The organism is Paenibacillus sp. FSL P4-0184, from assembly GCF_038004625.1.
Lineage (GTDB): Bacteria > Bacillota > Bacilli > Paenibacillales > Paenibacillaceae > Paenibacillus_AQ.
Map to the genome: position 1 here is coordinate 4,679,946 of NZ_JBBORN010000001.1, position 14,895 is coordinate 4,694,840.

General features: G+C 42.7%; 20 protein-coding genes. 16 read left to right on the forward strand and 4 right to left on the reverse strand.

Annotated elements, in window-relative coordinates; translation table 11 throughout:
• Positions 1-36 precede the first annotated feature (36 nt).
• The 7 genes from MKY52_RS20575 to MKY52_RS20605 all read left to right on the forward strand — a co-directional run bounded on the left by MKY52_RS20575 (position 37) and on the right by MKY52_RS20605 (position 6,315).
• Positions 37-876 (forward strand): DegV family protein, encoded by an 840-nt coding sequence (locus MKY52_RS20575; protein ID WP_042189493.1) that lies wholly within the window; start codon positions 37-39, stop codon positions 874-876.
• A 196-nt stretch (positions 877-1,072) separates the two neighbouring features.
• Positions 1,073-1,777, forward strand: coding sequence for a response regulator transcription factor (locus tag MKY52_RS20580; RefSeq protein ID WP_341053148.1), 705 nt, complete (start codon positions 1,073-1,075; stop codon positions 1,775-1,777).
• A complete protein-coding gene (locus MKY52_RS20585; RefSeq protein ID WP_341053150.1) occupies positions 1,755-3,173 on the forward strand; it encodes a sensor histidine kinase in 1,419 nt (472 codons plus the stop codon). The genes MKY52_RS20580 and MKY52_RS20585 overlap by 23 nt, the downstream gene beginning before the upstream one ends.
• A gap of 41 nt (positions 3,174-3,214) precedes the next feature.
• Positions 3,215-4,318, forward strand: coding sequence for an AI-2E family transporter (locus MKY52_RS20590; RefSeq protein WP_341053151.1), 1,104 nt, complete (start codon positions 3,215-3,217; stop codon positions 4,316-4,318).
• A gap of 35 nt (positions 4,319-4,353) precedes the next feature.
• Entirely contained in the window at positions 4,354-4,704 is a 351-nt protein-coding gene (locus tag MKY52_RS20595; protein WP_042129003.1) for an Asp23/Gls24 family envelope stress response protein, read from the forward strand.
• A 79-nt stretch (positions 4,705-4,783) separates the two neighbouring features.
• On the forward strand, positions 4,784-5,170 hold the full coding sequence (locus MKY52_RS20600; protein ID WP_341053153.1) for a hypothetical protein: 387 nt from the start codon (positions 4,784-4,786) through the stop codon (positions 5,168-5,170).
• 128 nt (positions 5,171-5,298) lie between these two features.
• The gene (locus MKY52_RS20605) at positions 5,299-6,315 is read left to right on the forward strand and encodes a S66 family peptidase (protein WP_341053154.1); all 1,017 of its coding nucleotides are present in this window, start codon (positions 5,299-5,301) and stop codon (positions 6,313-6,315) included.
• Positions 6,316-6,360: 45 nt separating this feature from the next.
• On the opposite strand, the gene MKY52_RS20610 is transcribed toward MKY52_RS20605, so the two are convergent.
• The 4 genes from MKY52_RS20610 to MKY52_RS20625 form a co-directional block, all read right to left on the reverse strand.
• Complete coding sequence (locus MKY52_RS20610; protein WP_094869623.1) at positions 6,361-6,645, reverse strand: YxcD family protein; 285 nt, start codon at positions 6,643-6,645, stop codon at positions 6,361-6,363.
• Positions 6,646-6,653: 8 nt separating this feature from the next.
• The gene (locus MKY52_RS20615; protein WP_042194151.1) at positions 6,654-7,082 is read right to left on the reverse strand and encodes a membrane protein; all 429 of its coding nucleotides are present in this window, start codon (positions 7,080-7,082) and stop codon (positions 6,654-6,656) included.
• A 200-nt stretch (positions 7,083-7,282) separates the two neighbouring features.
• Positions 7,283-7,843: a beta-class carbonic anhydrase gene (locus MKY52_RS20620; RefSeq protein ID WP_341053155.1), complete on the reverse strand. Its 561-nt coding sequence runs from the start codon at positions 7,841-7,843 to the stop codon at positions 7,283-7,285.
• A gap of 24 nt (positions 7,844-7,867) precedes the next feature.
• Positions 7,868-8,200 (reverse strand): iron-sulfur cluster biosynthesis family protein, encoded by a 333-nt coding sequence (locus MKY52_RS20625; RefSeq protein ID WP_341053157.1) that lies wholly within the window; start codon positions 8,198-8,200, stop codon positions 7,868-7,870.
• 163 nt (positions 8,201-8,363) lie between these two features.
• Here MKY52_RS20625 and MKY52_RS20630 point away from each other — a divergent pair, with 163 nt between their 5' ends.
• The 9 genes from MKY52_RS20630 to MKY52_RS20670 all read left to right on the forward strand — a co-directional run bounded on the left by MKY52_RS20630 (position 8,364) and on the right by MKY52_RS20670 (position 14,825).
• Positions 8,364-9,881, forward strand: coding sequence for a carboxypeptidase M32 (locus MKY52_RS20630; RefSeq protein WP_341053158.1), 1,518 nt, complete (start codon positions 8,364-8,366; stop codon positions 9,879-9,881).
• 56 nt (positions 9,882-9,937) lie between these two features.
• Complete coding sequence (gene trhA, locus MKY52_RS20635; RefSeq protein ID WP_042189474.1) at positions 9,938-10,585, forward strand: PAQR family membrane homeostasis protein TrhA; 648 nt, start codon at positions 9,938-9,940, stop codon at positions 10,583-10,585.
• Between the two features lie 149 nt (positions 10,586-10,734).
• Positions 10,735-11,091 (forward strand): YlxM family DNA-binding protein, encoded by a 357-nt coding sequence (ylxM, locus tag MKY52_RS20640; protein ID WP_036688609.1) that lies wholly within the window; start codon positions 10,735-10,737, stop codon positions 11,089-11,091.
• A gap of 20 nt (positions 11,092-11,111) precedes the next feature.
• The gene (gene ffh / locus MKY52_RS20645) at positions 11,112-12,497 is read left to right on the forward strand and encodes a signal recognition particle protein (protein WP_042189471.1); all 1,386 of its coding nucleotides are present in this window, start codon (positions 11,112-11,114) and stop codon (positions 12,495-12,497) included.
• A gap of 47 nt (positions 12,498-12,544) precedes the next feature.
• Positions 12,545-12,817 (forward strand): 30S ribosomal protein S16, encoded by a 273-nt coding sequence (gene rpsP, locus MKY52_RS20650; protein ID WP_036688604.1) that lies wholly within the window; start codon positions 12,545-12,547, stop codon positions 12,815-12,817.
• A gap of 22 nt (positions 12,818-12,839) precedes the next feature.
• Complete coding sequence (locus tag MKY52_RS20655; RefSeq protein WP_042128982.1) at positions 12,840-13,070, forward strand: KH domain-containing protein; 231 nt, start codon at positions 12,840-12,842, stop codon at positions 13,068-13,070.
• 92 nt (positions 13,071-13,162) lie between these two features.
• Positions 13,163-13,687, forward strand: a complete 525-nt coding sequence (gene rimM / locus MKY52_RS20660; RefSeq protein WP_341053159.1) for a ribosome maturation factor RimM — start codon at positions 13,163-13,165, stop codon at positions 13,685-13,687.
• Positions 13,687-14,469 (forward strand): tRNA (guanosine(37)-N1)-methyltransferase TrmD, encoded by a 783-nt coding sequence (gene trmD, locus MKY52_RS20665; RefSeq protein ID WP_341053470.1) that lies wholly within the window; start codon positions 13,687-13,689, stop codon positions 14,467-14,469. The genes rimM and trmD overlap by 1 nt, the downstream gene beginning before the upstream one ends.
• Before the next feature lie 221 nt (positions 14,470-14,690).
• On the forward strand, positions 14,691-14,825 hold the full coding sequence (locus tag MKY52_RS20670) for a hypothetical protein (RefSeq protein WP_256716277.1): 135 nt from the start codon (positions 14,691-14,693) through the stop codon (positions 14,823-14,825).
• The last annotated feature ends 70 nt before the right edge of the window (positions 14,826-14,895 follow it).

Consider the following 14,895-nt stretch of genomic DNA (forward strand, 5'->3'; position numbering starts at 1 on the left):
TAATAGTACTGATATTGAAAGGAGAGTACTTATATTATGGCAATCAAGATCATAACAGACAGCGGTTCTGACCTACCCCTTGACTACATGGAGAAGTATAATGTTTCCGTGGTCCATCTACCGGTTCATTTTGGGCATGAGTTAATGCCTGCGGATACGGATACGAAAACCTTTTATGCTAAAATGAGTGAATCCAAGGAGCTACCTACTACAGCAAGTCCAAGTCCAAACCAATTCCTTGAGACATTCAGGCAAGTAGAGGAAGGTACTGACATTATGGTCATTTGTATGTCCTCTAATATTAGTAGCACTTATCAGACGGCTATGATCGCTATGGAAATGTACCAAGAAGAAGGACACACCAATGCGATAGAGGTTATAGATTCCAAGACCTTTTCTGGCGGGTTGTCGCTGATCGTGGGCCTTGCGGCGAAGTGGTCACAGACTTGTTCAAGTCTGCAGGAACTGAAGGACAAGGTGCTTCAGCAAATGGATGAAGTTCGCGCATATTTTACACTGGATACACTTGAGAATGTAATGAAGGGCGGACGTCTAAGCCGGATATCAGGAGCGGTTGCTTCCGTGCTAAATATCAAACTACTGCTCAAAATCAGCGAAGAGGGTACTGTTGAGGTAGTGGAGAAGACCCGGGGTCTTCCAAAGGCATTAAACCGACTGCTAGCGCATTTGGATGAGAAGCAGCATGACTACGAGAAGGCTGTTATCGCTATAGTACACAGTAACTGTGAGAAGCTTGCGCTTGAGATTAAAGAACGCATCTTACAAAAGCACCCGTTCAAAGAAGTTTTACTCTCGAGTATGGGACCTGTAATGGGAACCTATGCGGGTGAAGGTGGAATTGGTGTTGCTTTTTAATAGGACTCCGAGGGCGTTTATATTTGCCAGCAGGTGTTCAGATTTCTGGAATTATACGATCGTACATGGGACGAGTTCCTGTGTGCGATTTTTATTTAAATATAAGAATTTGATGGATGTAATAATTTAGCTATTCTTTAGATTGCGTTTAGGTGGGTTTAATAATCGAAGATTATAGTTAGATGGGGTGATTACAGTGTATACAATTCTAATCGCAGATGATGAAGCAGAAATTGTGGAATTGTTGAGATTATATTTAGAGAAAGAATACAACATTGTGGAAGCGAACAGTGGGACTGAAGCGTTAATGCAAGTGCAGAACCAAAAAATTGATTTAGCGATTCTTGATATTATGATGCCTGGCCTAGATGGACTGCAATTATTGAAGAAAATTCGAGAGTTCCATCATTTCCCAGTGTTGTTTTTATCTGCAAAAAGCGAACATTACGACAAAATACTGGGACTTGAACTCGGTGCCGACGATTATATTTCCAAACCGTTTAATCCATTGGAAATTGTAGCTCGTGCAGGAGCTTTACTGCGGCGGGTACATCATTTTGACGCACAGATTATTGAAGAAAAGGCAGCTGAACAAATTGTGTTGGGAGAATTGAGACTGGATCAAAGCCAGTGTCTGCTCTATCGTTCAGGGGACCCCGTCGTCCTTACCTCTACTGAGTACAAAATTCTGGAATTAATGATGAAACAACCGGGTCGGGTCTTTACACGAAAAAAAATATATGAGGCGGTATGGGAAGATTTCTATGTGTACGAAGATAATAGTATCATGGTACATATCAGTAATATCCGGGAAAAGATCGAAGAAGATTCCAAAAAGCCGGTTTATTTAAAGACTATTAGAGGGCTGGGATACAAAATTGAAGCGCCTATGGAGCAATAGAGATCAACGACCTTTACAATCATCGCTGACGCTGGATTTTTTGTTATTCATCTGCATTTTGTTTTTTCTTGTGATTGTTTATTATTTGTTCATTAATCTTGATGTGACCCATATGTTCGAAAAAAATAAAATCGCTGATCCTGAATTGAAGGTTGAAGCGAGTGCCTATCGAGATAATCTAGAGCATGGGATAGAAACCAAACGGCTTCTGCGTAGCGGTGGGTGGATTGAGATCTTGGGTCAAGACAAGAAGGTCATCGACGTAGTTGGTGAGAAGAAAGACGATGTAACACAATATACCGACAACCAGCTCTTAAATAACCTGGAAAACGGAGAAGATCAGGCGTACTTCTACTCGTTGACTACACGTAATAATGAGAATGAATCAGAGTGGCTGCTTTTGAAAATCCCTAGAGAAGTTATCGACATTTCAATTAATAGTGATCCATTAGTTGAATACTTCAACCACTCGCTTTCATACTATGTTTTTTTAGGAGTTGGAATGGTTCTCTTGCTTATTATCGTGTACAGCTATTGGGTGGCACGAAGAATCAGGAAGCCGCTGCGTATTATTACGCTTGGTTTGAAGCAGATGATTGAAGGAAATTATGATACTCGTATCTCGCTATATGCAGAGAAAGAATTTTCGCAAATTGGGGAGACTTTTAATTATATGGCGGACGTAATTGAGAAGACAACGAAAGAAAAACGTCAAGCAGAAGAAAGTAAGAAACGTATGATGGTTGATCTTTCTCATGATCTGAAGACACCCATTACGAGTATACAGGGGTTTGCACAGGCATTGGTTGAAGGTCGTGGTGAGGACGAAGAACGCCAGAAACGGTATTTAACCTATATCTATAATAAATCCTCGCAAGTGACCAAGTTGATTCAAAATATGGTGGAGCTACTTAAAATAGATTCCCCAGATTTTTTACTACGAATGGAGCGTCATGAATTGGGCGAGTTTATTCGTGAAATCGTTGCAGACTCCTATGGTGAGATTGAACAAAAGAACTTCATCCTGCAGCTGAATGTTCCTGAACAGGAAGTGTTCGCAAGCTTCGATGCGGAGCTACTCTCGAGTGTAGTTCATAATTTGATCTCCAATGCTTTGACCTATAATCCGCCAGGCACTCATCTGCGAGTGGAGGTTATCCCCTCGGAGAGCGAGGTTACTATTGAAATTGCAGATACCGGAGTAGGCATTCCTGAAGAGCTTTGGTCAACGCTTTTTGATCCGTTTGTTCGAGGAGATAAAGCGCGGTCAACTACAGGTGGAACGGGTCTTGGTTTATCCATTGCTATGAAAAATACAGAGAAAATGGGTGGAACGCTTCATCTCAGTCGCGGAAAGAAGGAACCAACGGTATTCACCATACGTATTCCCAAATAACGAGATGAAAGACTCCCGGAAATAGAAGATAGGAGAGAACTATGGCTAAACTGAACACATTTATTCGAGTTTGTATAGCGATCCTTTTGGTGTTAGGTATCGTATTTTTAGGCTCACAAGTTAATTTTATTTTCAGTCCAATCTTGTCTTTGTTCAATGTTATTATCGTGCCCTTAATGTTGGCAGGATTTTTCTATTATTTACTCCGACCTCTAATCAATACTTTGGAGAGATATAAACTAAATCGCTCTGTTGCGATCATCATCGTATATGTGGTCATTGCATTGCTCTTGTTTGGTTTTAGTATTGGAGTATGGCCTTCACTTCGAACACAGCTAATTAATTTTGTCGATAATATGCCAAATCTGATCGCAGCCGTGAATCAGCAGTTATTGAGGCTCGAGGACAGTGGATTCTTGGCTTCTATTATCCCAGCAGATATGGATCTTGCTTCCCAATTGACTGAATATTTGAATAAAGGATTTAATCTGATTTCGAATTACGTAACGGGTCTATTCTCCTTTGTTTCAAATTTCGCGATTATTTTATTTACCTTTCCTATTATGTTGTTTTACATGCTTAAGGAAGGTGGGAAATTTGGTCGTAAGATTGTAAGTTTCTTTCCAAAGAAGTATCGTGGAGAAGGGACTACAATGATGAGTGAAATTGACAGTGCGTTAAGTGGATTCATTGTTGGTCGGGTATTAGTCAATCTGGCACTTGGTGTTCTGATGTATATTGGTTTCCTTATTATTGGACTACAGTATGCATTGTTGTTGACAGTGATTGCTGTTGTGATGAATTTTGTACCTTTCATTGGTGCAATTCTCTCCAGTATCCCAATTTTCATTATCGGATTCATCCAATCGCCGTCCATTGCAGTATGGTCCATCATCATCGTTCTTGTAGCTCAGCAAATTCAGGATAATCTGATTGCTCCCTACATTTTTGGGAAAAAGCTTGATATTCATCCGCTGACAACGATCATCTTAGTGTTGGTTGGTGGAGATATAGGCGGGATTATTGCGATATTGCTGATTATTCCATTGTATATGATTGTGAAAATCCTCTTGACCAAAGTGTATAATTTGTTTGTTAAGAACCACAGGGCAGAGGCAGAGGTAGAGGTAGAGGAGAGCCTTTAATATCTCATAAATTAACAAATATGGAGGTTGTTTATATGAATGAAGGAACGGAGCAAGGATTAATTCATATCTCAGATGATGTAGTCACATCGATCGTTGGACAGGTGGTTCTGGAAACACCAGGTATTGCCGGGATGTCAGGAAGTAATATTTCGGACAACTGGGCCAAACGTTTGGGTGGTAAAAATGTGAAAAAAGGATTGTCTGTAGAAGTGAAGGAAGTAGACGTTGCCATCGACCTGCGGGTTATTGTTAATTACGGATGTGTGATTCAAGAGGTCTGTTATATGCTGCAAAAAAATGTGCGTAATGCTGTGGAGAATATGATGGGCTTGTCCCTTGTTTCGGTAAATGTGAAAGTTGAGAAGGTAGCCCTTCCAGTATAAGGATATCTCTCAAATAGGCACCGTGATATAGGCTTCTGCATAGAATGGAGCAAATCCATTTACGGAGGTCAGAGCATCCATGTCGACATATAACACTGGGCAAGAGCAGAATGTGATTTATCAGGCCGATCCTGCGGTGATCCGGCACCTGCACGGTGTCCGTGATTCCTTGCATCAATCTTGCAAGCCCTACCTAAACCATAGGGTGAATGTACAGACTTTAGATGGCTTAGTGCATGAAGGCACTATTGCCGGAGTAGATAATAAACATTTGTATTTGAACGTTGCAGTTAATGGGCAAATGCCGCGCGGATATTATAACCCTTACCAACCGTATCATCCGGGTCATGGTCCGGGTCATGGTCATGGTCCGTATCCCGGCCCGGGTCCTTACCCAGGTCCTCCTAATAATAATGTGATCTTGCCGCTTGTGTTGTTCGAACTGCTAGCTATTTCTTTACTCTAAAGTTGACTTCTATTGAATAAGAGCATGTACTGGTTTTGCGATCGTACGTTGACGCGACTAGTCATGTTCTTTTTTTGTGTAATTGATGTGTACTCTTGATATAATTGCTGTAATACTGGAGGTGTCATATGATTAGATATCCGATTTTGAACAAGAATGCGACAGTAGGGGTGACAGCACCTTCATCTGGAGTAGGCGCTCAAAATGCAGAGTTAATTAAGTTGGCTTCAAGTCGTTTGGAATCTAAAGGATTTAATATGATTTGCGGGGATACGGTATGGACGCAAGAGAAGGCTAAATCGGCACCGGCCAAAGTTCGTGCTCAGGAGTTTAACGAGATGATGAGCGCTGAGCATATTGATATCCTTATTCCGCCTTGGGGCGGGGAGCTGTTAATTGAGGTTCTTGAGTTTATTGATTTTGATACCATGAAGGACAAATGGATCTTAGGTTATTCAGATATAAGCGTGCTGTTGCTTGCAGTTACGTTAAGAACAGGGATTGCCACGGCCCACGGGACTAACCTTGTTGATTTAAGAGGAGAGTATTCAGATGATACCACAGCCATGTGGGAAGCGGTTCTAGAGACGAAAGCAGGGGGTTCTATTGTCCAGCATTCATCGCTTAAATATCAGGGGGAATGGCAACATGATGCTCCTACGCCTTATGTATTTCACTTGACAGAAGATACCCGTTGGAAGACAGTATCCTCTGGTCCTGTAACTATGAAAGGGCGTCTGCTAGGGGGCTGTATAGATGTAATTAGGCATCTGATTGGCACACCATTTGGCAATCTGCAGCATTTCCAAGAACAAATGATTAACAATGAACCGATCCTATGGTATTTGGAAAACTGCGAACTGAATACGGTTGACGTACGTAGGTCATTAGTTCAGATGAAGCTCGCAGGTTGGTTTGAGAATTGTTCTGGCATTATGTTTGGCAGAAGTCCTGCTAATCGACCAGTAGAGAACTACACGGCCGAAGACATCTACGCAGAGCTTTCTGAGGAGCTCCAGGTACCTATTGTGTATGATATCGATTGTGGTCATATTCCACCGCAAATTACGCTGATTAACGGTGCGTACGCTGAAGTTGATGTGACGGACGGAGTAGGAACGGTAAAGCAATTTTTCTATGAATAGATGCATACAAAAAAGGGACAACCATTTGGGTTGTCCCTTTTACTATTAGTTTCCTGTAGTTACAATTGCAGTGATTTCCTCATCCAGGTCTAGCCTTACATCTTCGCGGTATGCACGAATGCCATATTCGCTAAGCATGTAACGTAGGATCGCCTCGATCATGTTGGACTCAACTAAATATTGACTACGTCCCTGTACCCAAACCTCAGCAGAGTATCCGGTGTCTTCTTCCCAGCTCAGTTCTACTTGAACATCTTCAGGGCGAACCGCTTTACGTTCAGCCATGTGTAGGCAGAGGGCATTGATGATCTCATCCATGCTAAGAACCATTGTTGACATTAGTAACGACCACCTTGATCTTCTAAGCGACGACGTTCTTTTCTGCGACGGAAGAAGGACATCACGAGCATTACGAGCACATAGATAGCAAGCATATTAATGACGAATCCTAGAATGTTACCGAAGGCACCCATACCGGCGAACATTCCGCCGAACAGTAACCCAGCCAAACCACCGATCATCATACCTTTCATTAAGCCGCCACCGCTGAAGAATCCCCGTTTCGTATTCGCAGTAGATCCTGCTGTGGAGCTTTTAGTGCTATCGCTTTTCCTTACGTTATCGGTTGTTGATTTTTTTGGAGTTGTTGAATAACTACGAGTGCCGGATTTAAATCCGCCACCACCTCGCTTCGCATCCACAAAGTTCGGGGTAGCTACGGCGAAAAATAAAGTGAAGGCCATTACAATCATCATTACGCGTTTCATTGGTTTCATTTAGTACGAAAACCCTCCTGTGAGTATGAATTTATGTGCATGTTCAGTATTACGCAGCTAGTCTTACTAGGTTTCAATTTTTATTTAAAATATAAGAAAGTATATGCTTGTCATAATTTATACTTTTTAATTACAAAAAAAGCGTGGATCCAGGATCCACGCAAACAGCAGTCAGAGAGTTGTAACTTAAGTTATTTATATCCATCAACGACAAGCTCAAGCGCTCCGGTAGCCGGATCGATGATCATGCCATGCACTGGTACATTTGGGGGTAGTAATGGATGCTTATTGATCAGATTCACAGTTTGGGATACCCCATCTTGGATATTGTCAAACCCGCGCAGCCATTTGGTAAGCTTGATTCCGGAATTCTCCAGCGTGTTCAGCACCTCTTCGGATACTCCACGTTCTTTAATGGAATTGATCATATGATCTGCATTGAGGGAAGCCATACCGCATTCATAGTGCCCAACAACGATAACTTCCTCCGCGTCAAGTTCATATAACGCAACCATGACACTACGCATAACACTACCAAAGGGCTGAGAAATAACCGCTCCGGCATTTTTAATGATTTTGACATCACCGTTCTTAAAGTTCATAGCTTTTGGTAATAGTTCAACCAGACGGGTATCCATACAAGTGATAATCAACATTTTTTTATCGGGATAGCGACTTGTTAAATATGCTTCATACTCTTTATTCTCTACAAAACTCTTATTGAAGTTAATAATATCGGATACATGGCTCATGGTTATTCTTCCTCCCTAAAATTACTAAAATGTACTTACATTACGCATATCTCTTACCAGGATATTTTTTCCGTAAATCTGTGAATCACTGTCTAGCTTAAAGGAAGAGAATCTTTCCTCGGCATCCAGACGCATCTTGTCCTCATAAAAGATTTCCTGCTGGCGGCTTACGATAAAAGGAAGGGAATCACTTTCCATCCTGGAATCGCCGTCCTCCACTTCTGAAACAATTAGTAATACATTAATTCCGTCACACCCGCAGCCTTCCGTATCATAAAAGAGCTTGAAAAATCCTGGCCGATCTTCAAGCCTTTCCTTCAACTTCCTTTCTGCGAGAGGTGTAACTTGAATCATCATAGCCTGTTCACGCTCCTTTGAATTTTGTGCGAAGCAAGATCTGCTTCTTATGTAACCCATTGAATATTTTAAATTAGAGATGTAATCTCTGAAGTTGATTATACTCATTCAAAAAAGTATCATCAAGAGGAGTCGGCAAAACAGAGAAAGCAGGTGTAATAAAATGGAACAGCAAGTGAAGGAACAGTGGGAGAAATTTAGCGAGTTATTATCAAAAATAAGTGGATATTCAGAGGCCATAGAATTACTTCACTGGGATTTACGCACCGGTGCGCCACGTAAGGGAGTAGAGGTTCGTTCGGGTACGATAGGGATGCTGAGTGGAGAACTGTTCAGACTCGGAATTTCGGAGGAGATGGGAGGTTTTACAGCATTTTTTACCCGTCCTGAAGTGATTTCCCAGCTATCACATGATCAGAAGAAGATCGTTACCGATTGCCGTAAAGAATATGAGCGCAGCAAGAGCATCCCTTCCAAAAGATTTGAGGAGTACGCTGTCCTGTCCGCACATTCCCAAACCATCTGGGAAGAAGCCAAGGAGAACGATGATTTTGCTACTTTTGAACCTTACTTAAGCAAGATAGTTGCCCTAAAGCAAGAATTTATCGATTATTGGGGTGTAAAAGGAACGCGGTACGATACGCTTCTTGATATGTATGAGCCTGATCTTACGGTAGAAAAAGTGGATGAAGTATTCAGCCGCCTGCGCAGCCGGTTGGTACCATTGGTAGAAGCTATCGCTGCTTCGCCCAATAAACCAGACACAGGCTTCCTACAGCAGATCTTCCCTAAAGAACAGCAGGAAAAGTTCGGCAACTTTATTTTAGAGCAAATGGGCTACGATTTTGACGCAGGTCGTTTAGATGAGAGTGTGCATCCTTTTGCAACAGGATTGAATCCAGGCGACGTTCGTATTACAACCGCTTATCTGCTTGATAATGTGACTAGTGCCATATTCAGCTCACTACATGAAGGTGGACATGCGCTTTATGAGCAAAATATCAGCAAGGATTTTGTTGGAACACCACTGGCACAAGGTGCATCGATGGGGATTCATGAATCTCAGTCGAGACTATGGGAGAACATGATCGGACGCAGCCGGGCTTTCTGGCAACGTTATTACGGGGATCTTCAACAACAATTCCCGAAGCAGCTTGCAAATGTGGAGTTGGAAGATTTCTACCGGGCGATCAACAGCGTGGAGAACTCATTTATCCGCATCGAAGCAGATGAACTTACATACAATCTGCACATTATCGTGCGTTATGAGATCGAGAAGCTTATTTTTAATGAAGGCCTTTCTGTAAAAGACTTGCCTCAAGTATGGAATGCTAAGTATCAAGAGTATCTGGGTATTACTCCGCCTTCTAATGCACTTGGTGTGCTGCAAGATGTCCATTGGTCTGGCGGGGATTTCGGATATTTTGCTTCCTACTCCTTAGGTAATATGTACGCTGCACAAATTCTGAATACACTTCGCAAAGAATTACCGGAGTTTGATGAGTTAATTGCTGCAGGGAACCTACTACCTATTAAAGAGTGGCTAACCGATAAGATCTATCGTTTCGGCAATAGCTTAACGCCTTCACAAATTATTGAACAAGTAACGGGGGAACCACTGAGTCCAGATTATTTAGCTGATTATTTAGAAGCGAAGTATACGGAGATTTACAAACTGTAATCCAGTAGGGTACGCGTGGTATAATAGAAAGAAAGCTTAGACGGAAGGATATGGATATGGCAAATACTCACACCTACAGCCGGAGAGAAGAAGTCGCGAATGCGATTACGCACGGGATTGGAACGGTATTAAGCGTGGCTGCACTTGTTCTGCTTGTTGTTTTTGCAAGCCTGAAAGGAACGACATGGCATGTGGTCAGCTTCTCCATTTATGGAACGACAATGCTGCTTCTGTATCTGAATTCAACACTAGTGCATAGTCTCAAAGAGGGTAAGGCGAAGGATTTGTTCGAATTTTTCGATCATTCCGCTATTTATCTGTTTATTGCTGGCACGTATACCCCCTTTTTGTTAGTCGCCATTCGGGGTACGCTTGGATGGAGTTTGTTCGGCGTTATTTGGGGAATCGCAGTGTTCGGCGTTTTCTTCAAGGCATTTTTTGTTAAAAAGTTTCTGTTCATGTCCACCATATTCTACATCGCAATGGGCTGGCTGATTGTAATCGCTTGGAACCCTCTTTCGGCTGTTGTAGCAGACGGAGGAATGATCCTGCTGATGGCTGGAGGTATACTCTATACATTAGGTACTGTTTTTTATGTATGGAGAGGGTTTCCATACCATCATGCGATTTGGCATGTATTTGTCCTTGCGGGTAGTGTCACACACTTCTTCGCCGTATTGATTTATGTACTGCCGATCCAATAATTTCAAGCGTATTTATTGCGTGAAAAAGGGATTTTTAATAAAGAAAGAGATGACAAGCAAAAATGCTTGACATCTCTCTTTCTTTTAGGTATCATAAGGGACGTTGTGAAGGTGTAAAGTGTTTTTCCTTGACGAAGGGAGTGCCCTTAATGAGTCAGGAGAATAGGCTCGAGAAAACGAATCGTATCAATTTGCTTTTTGCCTTTTATGAACGACTGCTTACAGATAAGCAGCAAACGTTTCTTAAATATTATTTTCACGACGATTTTTCCTTGGGAGAGATTGCTGCTGAATTTGAAATCAGCCGCCAAGCCGTTTATGAACATATTAAACGGGCGGAGCAAGTCCTAGAAAATTATGAAGAAAAACTTGGTTTATTAGTGAAGCATGAGAGTCGTACCAAATATTTAGAAGAACTGCGCAGACTGCCGGAGAATGGGATGCTGCCTGAGCAATATAAACTTCGGTTCGCGGAGATCGTGGATCGCTTGCAGAGGTTAGAGTAGCATGAAGGGAGAAACTGCATATGGCGTTTGAAGGTTTAACCGGAAGATTGCAGAATGTGTTCAGCAAGCTGCGCGGTAAAGGTAAAGTATCCGAAGATGACGTAAACGAAGCTATGCGCGAAGTAAGGTTGGCCCTTCTGGAAGCCGACGTTAACTTCAAGGTAGTTAAAGAATTCGTGGCTAAGGTGAAAGAAAAGTCTATTGGTACAGAAGTGATGGACAGCTTTACACCTGGGATGGTCATTATCGACATCGTTAATAAGGAACTAACCGAGCTGATGGGCGGAAGCCAAGCGAAGCTGGCCAAGTCGAACAAGCCACCAACTGTCATTATGATGGCGGGTTTACAAGGGGCGGGTAAGACAACCACTTCGGGTAAGCTGGCGAAGTTGTTACAGAAGGGCAATCATCGTCCATTGCTTGTTGCGGCAGATATTTATCGCCCTGCTGCGATCAAACAGCTTCAAGTACTTGGAGAACAAATTAAAGTTCCAGTATTCTCGCTAGGTGATCAGACTAGTCCGGTAGAGATTGCCAGACAAGCTGTACAACATGCGAAGGATAACGGACTTGATTATGTAATTATTGATACTGCAGGCCGCCTGCACATTGATGAAGAATTGATGGAAGAACTGAAGCAGATTCACAACATTGTAAATCCTGATGAAGTTCTGTTAGTAGTAGATGCAATGACCGGTCAAGACGCCGTGAACGTAGCTGAGAGCTTTAATAAGCAGCTTGAGCTTACAGGGGTTGTATTGACGAAGCTTGACGGCGATAGCCGTGGTGGTGCTGCACTATCCGTCAAAGCCGTAACTGGTTGCCCGATCAAATTCGCTGCGCTAGGTGAGAAGATTGACGCATTGGAGCCGTTCCATCCGGAACGTATGGCTTCGCGGATTTTGGGTATGGGTGACATGTTGTCACTGATTGAGAAAGCTCAAGCGAACATTGACACTGATAAAGCTAAGGAAATGGAACGTAAGATGCGCAATGCAGAATTTACGTTTGATGATTTCCTTGAGCAAATGGATCAGGTGAAGAAGCTTGGCCCGATCGATCAAATTCTTGACATGCTGCCTGGCATGAACAAAGCCAAGGGCATTAAGGATTTGAAGGTTGACGACAAGCAAATGGGCCGCGTTGAAGCCATAGTTCATTCTATGACTAAGACGGAAAAGCGTCAGCCCGAGATCATCAACCATAACCGCCGCAAGCGTATTGCTGCTGGTAGCGGAACTTCGGTTGCCGAGGTCAACCGCCTCATTAAGCAATTTGATGAGATGCGTAAGATGATGAAGCAATTCTCAGGCATGATGGGCGGAGGCGGCAAAGCCTCTAAGAAGAATGCGATGAAGCAGCTTAAAGGTCTAGGTGGAAAAGGTATGAAGTTCCCTTTTAAATGATCTTGCTGTTCTAATATCTCGAAACTATTATAAGGAGGTGATTTTTCGTGGCAGTACGTATTCGTCTGAAAAGAATGGGAGCGCATAAAGCGCCTTTCTATCGTGTAGTGGTTTCCGATTCCCGGTCCCCTCGTGACGGTCGTTTTATCGAGGAAATCGGTTATTATAATCCGATTGAACAACCGGCAGTAGTTAAGATCGATGAGGAAAAAGCTCTTAAATGGCTTCAAACAGGTGCGCAAGCATCTGATACAGTACGCAACTTGCTTTCCAAAGCAGGCGTAATGAAGAAGTTTCATGAGCTTAAGCAACAGAAATAATGACTGATTGCGAGGGTCCTCTATGGAAGAATTAGTTGGAGTAATTGCTAAGGCTTTAGTGGATCATCCAGAAGATGTGACGGTACGAGCGGTGGAGAAGGATCACCTAATTGTCTATGAACTGTCCGTACATCCTGATGATGTTGGAAAGGTCATTGGCAAACAAGGAAGGATCGCTAAGGCGCTCCGTACAGTAGTCACATCTGCAGCAGTCAAGAGCGATAAACGCGTAACTGTAGATATTTTATCTTAAATGATGCGTACAATGAGGGGCTAGGGATAGTATATCCCGGCTCCTTTTTGTTCAAATATAGATTAGATGAAGCTTGTAAAGGAGAGGGTTGTATGACAGAAGAGTTAACCGTAGGCAGACTTGTGAATACGCATGGTATTCGCGGGGAGATTAAAGTACTATCTCATACCGATTTCCCTGATGTTCGTTTTGCTGCAGGTAAGAAGCTGCAGGTGATCCCTGCAGATGGCAGTTCTAAATTCGAAGTAACTGTAGAGTCCGCTCGTGAGCACAAGGGTATGTTCATCGTTAAGCTCAAAGGGTATACGAACATCAATGAAGTGGAAAAATATAAAGGAAGCCTCCTGAAGGTTCCGAGTAATGATCTGGTGGATCTCCCTGAGAACGAGTACTACTTCCACCAAATCGTCGGTTGTGAGGTATACACGGATGAAGATGAAGACAAACCACTCGGTACGATTACAGAAATCTTACAGCCTGGTGCGAATGACGTATGGGTTGTTAAGCCTGCAAAAGGACAAGATATCCTAATTCCTGTAATCAACGATGTAGTCCTGAATGTGGATATAGAAGCCAAACGAATTATTGTCCATTTGATGGAAGGGTTATTGCCATGATGAGAATTGATGTGCTTACCCTCTTTCCAGAAATGTGCGAAGGCGTATTCAGCACAAGTATTCTTGGTAAAGCACGTGAAAAAGGAATCGTCTCCTTAAATGCTGTAAACTTCCGTGATTTCTCGGGAAATAAACATAATAGTGTGGATGATACACCGTATGGCGGTGGCGGGGGTATGGTGCTCAAGCCTGATCCGATTTTTAATGCAGTCGAGCATGTGCTTGGTATTACACCGAACGAGGAAGATCACAATCGATCTGATGAAGTGAGCTCTGTGAAACCGCGTATCATCCTTATGTGCCCACAAGGAAAAACTTACAATCAGAAGATTGCAGAGGAACTGGCGCAAGAGCAGCACCTAATCTTCATATGTGGGCATTATGAGGGATATGATGAGCGGATTCGTGAGCATCTGGTAACTGATGAACTTTCAATGGGTGATTACGTGCTAACAGGTGGAGAGCTGCCTGCGTTGACGGTTATAGATTCCATAGTCCGGCTTCAGCCGGGAGCACTTGGAAATGAAACGTCTGCGATATCTGACTCGTTCAGCACTGGACTGCTAGAATATCCACACTACACACGTCCTGCCGAGTTTCGCGGCTGGAAGGTACCGGATATTTTGCTGAGTGGTCATCATGCTAACATCGACATATGGCGGAGAGAGCAGGCACTGCTGCGCACGTTGGAACGCAGACCGGACCTGCTTGAGACTGCAGAACTTTCATTGAAAGACAAAAAGACACTGGAACGTCTAAGAAATGTGGACAAACCGGAGTGATAATTTAATGAAACAGGTATATTTGACGTCTTTTTAACGTATCTTACGTTGAGGAGGCGTTTTTGTTATGTGTACCTGAGAACAAATAAAATAATAGTTTTCAAAATAATATGAGCATTGGTGCGTTAAAAGCTTCTTTTTAGGGTAATGAATAGAGGTGCCGCACTAATATATGCAGCTGATAACGCAGCAAGCTTAACTATTGAAGGGAATGAACTGAAGTGACTACGAAGACGCATGAAGAATTCAAGCCTAACGTGGACACAATCCACAAGGAAGCGGAGCCGCTCCGCACCGTGAATGATATTATCGATTTTTATACAAATCGCAATGCCCATTCGCCATTTAAAGAGTGAACATATAAGATTGAATGTTAGGGATTGATTGTTAGGCTTAATAAAACCATTAGATACAGTGAATTTTGTG

Excerpts from the sequence above, each read along its gene's own strand:
- MKY52_RS20575 (WP_042189493.1), top strand. The coding sequence starts at position 37 with ATGGCAATCAAGATCATAACAGACAGCGGTTCTGACCTACCCCTTGAC.
- MKY52_RS20590 (WP_341053151.1), top strand. The coding sequence starts at position 3,215 with ATGGCTAAACTGAACACATTTATTCGAGTTTGTATAGCGATCCTTTTG.
- MKY52_RS20595 (WP_042129003.1), top strand. The coding sequence starts at position 4,354 with ATGAATGAAGGAACGGAGCAAGGATTAATTCATATCTCAGATGATGTA.
- MKY52_RS20600 (WP_341053153.1), top strand. The coding sequence starts at position 4,784 with ATGTCGACATATAACACTGGGCAAGAGCAGAATGTGATTTATCAGGCC.
- MKY52_RS20605 (WP_341053154.1), top strand. The coding sequence starts at position 5,299 with ATGATTAGATATCCGATTTTGAACAAGAATGCGACAGTAGGGGTGACA.
- MKY52_RS20610 (WP_094869623.1), bottom strand. The coding sequence starts at position 6,645 with ATGGTTCTTAGCATGGATGAGATCATCAATGCCCTCTGCCTACACATG.
- MKY52_RS20615 (WP_042194151.1), bottom strand. The coding sequence starts at position 7,082 with ATGAAACGCGTAATGATGATTGTAATGGCCTTCACTTTATTTTTCGCC.
- MKY52_RS20620 (WP_341053155.1), bottom strand. The coding sequence starts at position 7,843 with ATGAGCCATGTATCCGATATTATTAACTTCAATAAGAGTTTTGTAGAG.
- MKY52_RS20625 (WP_341053157.1), bottom strand. The coding sequence starts at position 8,200 with ATGATGATTCAAGTTACACCTCTCGCAGAAAGGAAGTTGAAGGAAAGG.
- MKY52_RS20630 (WP_341053158.1), top strand. The coding sequence starts at position 8,364 with ATGGAACAGCAAGTGAAGGAACAGTGGGAGAAATTTAGCGAGTTATTA.
- trhA (WP_042189474.1), top strand. The coding sequence starts at position 9,938 with ATGGCAAATACTCACACCTACAGCCGGAGAGAAGAAGTCGCGAATGCG.
- ylxM (WP_036688609.1), top strand. The coding sequence starts at position 10,735 with ATGAGTCAGGAGAATAGGCTCGAGAAAACGAATCGTATCAATTTGCTT.
- ffh (WP_042189471.1), top strand. The coding sequence starts at position 11,112 with ATGGCGTTTGAAGGTTTAACCGGAAGATTGCAGAATGTGTTCAGCAAG.
- MKY52_RS20655 (WP_042128982.1), top strand. The coding sequence starts at position 12,840 with ATGGAAGAATTAGTTGGAGTAATTGCTAAGGCTTTAGTGGATCATCCA.
- rimM (WP_341053159.1), top strand. The coding sequence starts at position 13,163 with ATGACAGAAGAGTTAACCGTAGGCAGACTTGTGAATACGCATGGTATT.
- trmD (WP_341053470.1), top strand. The coding sequence starts at position 13,687 with ATGAGAATTGATGTGCTTACCCTCTTTCCAGAAATGTGCGAAGGCGTA.